The following is a 6,157-nucleotide window of genomic DNA, read 5'->3' as shown; positions in this document are numbered from 1 at the left end:
CTCTTTGACTACCGCTAACTGGTTGTCGATGACTGTCAGCGTTTGCTTGGCATCATATTGCACTTGGGTCTCACCGATACAAAATACCACGCCTAAATTTTGTGACAATGCATGCGTCATTTTTTGCAACAAAGTATCGTTAGATTCTTGGTGGTACTGACGGCGTTCAGAATGACCAAGGATAGTCCATGTAGCCCCAACATCAGCAATCTGCTGTGCTGAACATTCGCCTGTATAAGCACCAACACTGGCGCTATGGGCACTAACGTCTTGAGCTGCACACAGTATTGAGGTGTTTTTTAGGCGACTATTCACTGCTGCTAAATGTACCAAGCTTGGTGCTACCATTATTTGACAAAGTGCGGAGTTATCATGACCAACTTGCTTGGTTGTACTAATGGCAGCGCATAAGTCATGTAATAGTGCATCGACGTCATGGCTCGTCGCTGGATTCTGCTTCCAATTTCCAATTACCCAAGCTTGCATTCTTCTCTACCTTGTCTTATGTATGGCTGCCAATGTGGCTAATATGCGCGCAAGTATAACAAATATTTCACAAGTGCTATAGTATAGTGCGCCCCAAATCAGCACTAACCTTTTAACGAACTTTCCAGTAAATTTTATTATAAGACCATTTTTTATTACACAATCTCGTTATTGCCTATAAAACCTTTCAGCTCACGTAAATTCCTATATGATTCCCTTAATATAAGATAAAGTGCAGACAATAAATTAGCCTTATATTTCAAAACAGTATTAAAAATAACTATTCTAAGAAGTAGCTTAAAGCGCCAGTTACTTATCGATGGCTATCAACAATAAAATAGCGATTCATCAAACATAATATATAGCCTAGGGCTTATATCAAAATATCGCCTACCAGATACCAAGCAAGGAGAAGTCTGAATGTCTATTACAACCGGTAAATATGGTGGCTTAGCACAGCAGTTGATTAGCGAAGGTATCGTAAGCGAAGCCCATATGAAAGTGGCTCAGACTGATTCGCAACAGCAGCAAATAGGACTGGTCTCTTATTTGGTAGAGCATAAGCTTGCCAATGCCTATCAATTGGCACAAATGCTGTCACAAGCGTTCGGCGATCCTTTATTTGATCTCGATGCACTCAGCTCAGACGTTATCCCAAAAGACTTAGTCGATGAAAAAATCGTGCGTAAGTTTAATGCTTTGCCGCTATTTAAGCGCGGACAACGCTTGTTTGTAGCGCTGAGTGATCCAACCCGTATTGACGCTATCGATGCGATTGCCTTTAACTCGCGGCTATCGATTGAAACAGTCGTGGTTGAAGAAGACAAGCTTAAAAGGCGTATTGAGAATCTTTATGCTGATACTATGCAAAGTTTTGATAGCTTTTCTGATAGCGATTTAAATGTGGACTTTGATGATGGCAAAGAAGACACCGAAACCACTCTATCGGATAGCGTTGAGGAAGCACCAGTTGTTAAGTTTGTTAATAAGATGTTGGTGGATGCTATTCGTATGGGTGCCTCTGATTTGCATTTTGAGCCCTATGAAAAAAGCTACAGAGTACGCTTTCGAGTTGATGGGGTCATGCAAAAAATGGCCAACCCGCCCGTACAACTTGCGGGGAAAATTGCTGCGCGTCTAAAGGTGATGTCGCAAATGGACATCTCAGAGCGCCGTGTGCCACAAGATGGTCGTATTAAGCTTAAGATATCTAAAGATAAGGCTATCGACTTTCGGGTAAGCTGCCTACCTACCTTGTTTGGTGAAAAGCTGGTTTTGCGTATTCTAGATCCCTCATCAGCCATGCTTGGTATTGAAGCGTTGGGCTATGAGCCTGACCAACAAGATATGTTTTTAGATGCGTTACACAAACCGCAAGGCATGCTCCTAATTACCGGTCCCACTGGTTCTGGTAAAACCGTCTCACTCTATACTGGTATTAATATCCTGAATACTGGTTCGACCAATATCTCGACTGCCGAAGATCCTGTCGAAATTAACCTTGAAGGTATTAATCAGGTCAACGTCAATCCAAAAGTGGGATTAACTTTCTCCACAGCCCTTAAGTCTTTCTTACGTCAAGATCCTGATATTGTGATGGTTGGTGAGATTCGTGATCTTGAAACTGCTGAGATTGCGATTAAAGCAGCACAAACAGGGCACATGGTACTTTCAACCTTACATACCAATTCAGCGCCTGAAACGTTGACGCGATTACGCAATATGGGTGTCGCTTCTTTTAATATTGCCACTTCCGTCAACTTGGTCATTGCCCAACGATTGGCACGGCGCTTATGTAAAAACTGTAAAAAACCTATCAATATTCCGCGTCAAAGTCTGCTTGAGCTTGGTTTTACAGATGCAGATTTGGACAATCCAGACAATATCATCTATGAGCCGGTCGGGTGTAATGAATGCCGTGAAGGCTATAAAGGGCGTGTCGGTATCTATGAGGTCATGAAAATCACTCCCGATATTTCACGTATTATCATGGAAGATGGCAATGCGATAGATATCAAGGATGCGGCACTTAAAAATGGTTTTAGAGACTTACGTCGTTCTGGCATTTTAAAGGTTTTACAAGGCGTAACCAGTATTCAAGAAATGATGCGCGTGACTTCTGAATAGCGTAGTTGATTGAAAAATTCAGTATAGATATTGCTTTGAGTAAAGTTCACTGCGTTCTTAAAGCTTGTTATATAATTACTGCTGAACAATAATCAGTAGTACAGCAGTAGGAATAATAAAACAGATAAACACTGGTTTTTTACGCTAAAATAAATTACACCCGCTTAAAACAATGAGCTAACGACGTTTTATAGCACGCATTATCTATATTAGACCATTTTTTGAAGGAAGGGACATGGCAAAAGCTAAGACCGATATGCTGTTAGACTTTGTCTATGATGGCGTCAACCGTCGCGGGCAAAAGGTAAAAGGTGAGACGACCAGTCGTAGCCTAGAGCTTGCAAAAGCTACGTTGCGCAAACAGGGTATCACGGTTAAAGGTATCAAGAAAAAGCCGAAACCTTTATATACCTTTAAAAAATCTATTAAGCCTATTGATATTGCTATTTTTGCGCGGCAGTTGGCAACCATGATGAAAGCGGGAGTGCCATTAACCCAGTCCTTTGAGATTGTCGCTGATTCTCTCGATAACCCAAGCATGAAAGACTTAGTGTTACAAATTAAAGCCGACATTGAAGCCGGTGGTACTTTTGCATCGGCATTACGTCGGCATCCACGCTATTTTGATGATCTTTTTTGCTCGCTTGTTGATTCTGGTGAACAGTCAGGTGCGTTAGAAACCATGCTAGAGCGAGTTGCGACTTACAAAGAAAAGAGTGAGCTGCTAAAAGCTAAAATTAAAAAAGCCATGAAGTATCCTATTGCGGTCGTAGTGGTCGCCATTATTGTTACTATGATTCTACTGATAAAAGTAGTTCCTGTATTTTCAGATTTATTTGAGTCTTTTGGCGCAGAACTACCAGCCTTTACCCAAATGGTGGTAAGTATGTCTGAATGGATGCAGGCATGGTGGTTTATTTTAATTGTGGCTATTGGCGGTGCAATTATTGGCTTTTCAGAAGCAAAAAAGCGCTCAAAGAAATTTCGCGATTTCTTAGACCGTGCAGTATTAAAAGCCCCGATATTTGGTAATATCGCTTATCAAGCGGTCATTGCGCGTTTTGCTCGTACGCTGTCTACGACTTTTGCTGCCGGTGTACCGCTTATCGACGCTCTGGATTCAACTGCTGGCGCGGCCAATAATGTGGTTTTTTATAACGCTATTCAGCAAATCAAAAATGACGTCTCTACAGGGCAACAATTGCAGTTCTCCATACGCTCAACCAATTTATTTCCAAGCCTTGCTATTCAAATGGTTGGTATCGGTGAAGAGTCTGGTAGTTTGGAAGAAATGTTAGACAAAGTGGCAGTCTACTATGAAAACGAAGTTGATAACGCGGTTGATGGTTTGACCAGTTTGATGGAGCCGCTTATTATGGCAGTGCTTGGCGTATTAGTCGGTGGCTTGGTGATTGCGATGTACTTGCCAATCTTCCAGATGGGCTCAGTGGTAGGCTAAAGACCAATTAAAGGACAGCTCGTTCATGCAATTTATACAGTTATTACAAGAAAATATGACAGTCGCTTTGGTCGTATTTGGTCTACTAGGGCTTTGTGTTGGCAGTTTTTTAAATGTGGTCATTCATCGTATGCCACTGATGATGGTATCGGCTTGGCGGCAAGAATGTAGTCAGTTTATGTATGAACAAGCAGATATGCCACGTGAGCATACGACTCCGCTTACCAATATTGTGGCGACTGACACTCCTATTACTTTAAGCCGACCTGCTTCGCGATGCCCGCACTGCGCCCACAAAATAAAGTGGTATGAAAACATTCCTTTAATCAGTTGGCTAGTACTACGCGGGCGTTGTTCAGATTGCAAAGCCGCTATTGGTCTGCGTTATCCTGTCGTTGAGCTAGTCACCGCACTGTTATCCGTGTTGGTTATTTACCAGTTTGGCGTCAGTATGGCTGGGCTATCGGCATTGATTTTGGTATGGACGCTGATTGCCTTAACCGGTATTGACTTTGATACACAGCTACTACCTGATCGCTTAACTTTTCCATTAGCAGGACTCGGCTTAGCGGTTAATTCACAAGGTTGGTTCGTGTCCCCTACTCAGTCTATATGGGGTTTATTGCTTGGATTTTTATCCTTATGGATTGTCGTCAAGGTGTTTTATTTAATCACCAAAAAGCATGGCATGGGACAAGGCGACTTTAAATTATTGGCAGTACTGGGCGCTTGGCTTGGACCCATGATGTTGCCCTTGATTATTTTATTGTCATCATTGCTCGGCTCAATCGTTGGGATTATTCTTATGAAAAAACAAGGTGAAAGTAGACCGTTTGCCTTTGGTCCTTATATTGCGATTGCCGGTATCGTAGCTTTGCTATATGGGTCAGATATTGTCAGTTGGTATTTAGGGATGTACTCCTAATCAAGAGTCGTCTCTCAATCATTACTTTCAACTTCTCGTTTATTATTGTCATTAATCCTCTATCAATCAGATAAGTCCCTATTATGTCAAAATATGCAGCAACACCTTCCCCTTATTCGCATCAACCACAAATACCTGAACCTAAAAGCAAAACTTTAGTAGTGGGTTTAACAGGTGGCATCGGCAGTGGTAAATCGGCTACTAGCGACTGGTTCGCGCAGCAAGGAATCGATATCATTGATGCAGATGTCATTGCCCATGAGGTAGTTGTCAAAGGTAGCGCTACTTTGCGTAAAATCAAAAGAAAATTTGGTGATTGGGTACTAAATACCAATGGCGATATGGACCGGGCTGCCGTACGAACGCATGTCTTTACCCATCCTGAAGCGCTGATTGAACTTGAAGCAATTACTCATCCTGCCATACGTGAAGCGGCAAAAGCGCAATTGGCAGCGAGTACTTCACCATATGTAATATTATCAGCGCCCCTGCTTATTGAAGGCGCAGAAGCTGGACTTGCCAATTTATGTCAACGTATTTTAGTGATGGATGCTACAGAAGAAACCCAACTTGCGCGCGCCAGTCAGCGTGATGAGCAAAGCGTGCAAAAGATCAAAGCTATTATGGTCAATCAGCTTAGTCGTGAAGAGCGTAATCGTCATGCAGATGATGTGGTGTTAAATGAGAGCGATCTAGCGGCGCTATATGTACAACTAGAGCCGCTCCATCAAGACTACCTTATGCTTGCCCAGCAGCTAAAGTTCGCTGCCGATTAATCTCATACAAAGCCATACCTGTCGCCACACTGACGTTTAGGCTTTGTAAGTTGCCATGCTCATTGCCTGACATCGGAATATAAACCAGCTCATCACAGCTTTCTGTGGTCAGGCGACGCATCCCCTCACCCTCTGAACCCATAATAATAGCGGTTTTGCCAGTCATATCTGCGGCATGAATTGGTTTGGCATCTGCATTGAGAGCGGTACCAAACACAAAGACACCAGCATTTTTGATTTTCGTCAATGTACGCGCCAGATTGGTCACGCTCACAATCGGCATCATCTCTGCTGCACCCACAGAAACTTTGGCAACCGTTGGAGTCAAGCTAGCTGCATGATGCTTTGGACAAATAACTGCATCTACGCCCATTGCCACCGCCG

The 6,157-nt window shown here is 42.8% G+C and carries 6 protein-coding genes; 4 read left to right on the top strand and 2 right to left on the bottom strand.

Annotated elements, in window-relative coordinates; translation table 11 throughout:
• Nucleotides 1-486: triose-phosphate isomerase family protein (locus VLN09_RS10685; RefSeq protein WP_325246361.1), on the bottom strand; the 486-nt coding region annotated here is incomplete at its 3' end.
• Between the two features lie 420 nt (nt 487-906).
• On the opposite strand from VLN09_RS10685, the gene pilB reads away from it, so the two are divergent.
• The 4 genes from pilB (at nt 907) to coaE (ending at nt 5,773) form a co-directional block, all read left to right on the top strand.
• A complete protein-coding gene (gene pilB, locus VLN09_RS10680; protein ID WP_325246359.1) occupies nt 907-2,613 on the top strand; it encodes a type IV-A pilus assembly ATPase PilB in 1,707 nt (568 codons plus the stop codon).
• Between the two features lie 235 nt (nt 2,614-2,848).
• On the top strand, nt 2,849-4,072 hold the full coding sequence (locus VLN09_RS10675; protein WP_325246357.1) for a type II secretion system F family protein: 1,224 nt from the start codon (nt 2,849-2,851) through the stop codon (nt 4,070-4,072).
• A 25-nt stretch (nt 4,073-4,097) separates the two neighbouring features.
• Entirely contained in the window at nt 4,098-4,997 is a 900-nt protein-coding gene (locus tag VLN09_RS10670; protein ID WP_325246355.1) for an A24 family peptidase, read from the top strand.
• Between the two features lie 83 nt (nt 4,998-5,080).
• Entirely contained in the window at nt 5,081-5,773 is a 693-nt protein-coding gene (gene coaE, locus VLN09_RS10665) for a dephospho-CoA kinase (RefSeq protein ID WP_325246353.1), read from the top strand.
• Here the strand turns inward: coaE and VLN09_RS10660 are convergent.
• Nucleotides 5,736-6,157: RNA methyltransferase (locus tag VLN09_RS10660; protein WP_325246351.1), on the bottom strand; the 422-nt coding region annotated here is incomplete at its 5' end. The two genes, coaE and VLN09_RS10660, sit on opposite strands and share 38 nt — an antisense overlap.

It is taken from the genome of Psychrobacter sp., from assembly GCF_035469765.1.
GTDB lineage: Bacteria > Pseudomonadota > Gammaproteobacteria > Pseudomonadales > Moraxellaceae > Psychrobacter.
This window is presented reverse-complemented; position numbering and strand designations above follow the sequence as displayed.

Coding starts and splice junctions, on each gene's coding strand:
- pilB (WP_325246359.1), top strand. CDS start 907: ATGTCTATTACAACCGGTAAATATGGTGGCTTAGCACAGCAGTTGATT.
- VLN09_RS10675 (WP_325246357.1), top strand. CDS start 2,849: ATGGCAAAAGCTAAGACCGATATGCTGTTAGACTTTGTCTATGATGGC.
- VLN09_RS10670 (WP_325246355.1), top strand. CDS start 4,098: ATGCAATTTATACAGTTATTACAAGAAAATATGACAGTCGCTTTGGTC.
- coaE (WP_325246353.1), top strand. CDS start 5,081: ATGTCAAAATATGCAGCAACACCTTCCCCTTATTCGCATCAACCACAA.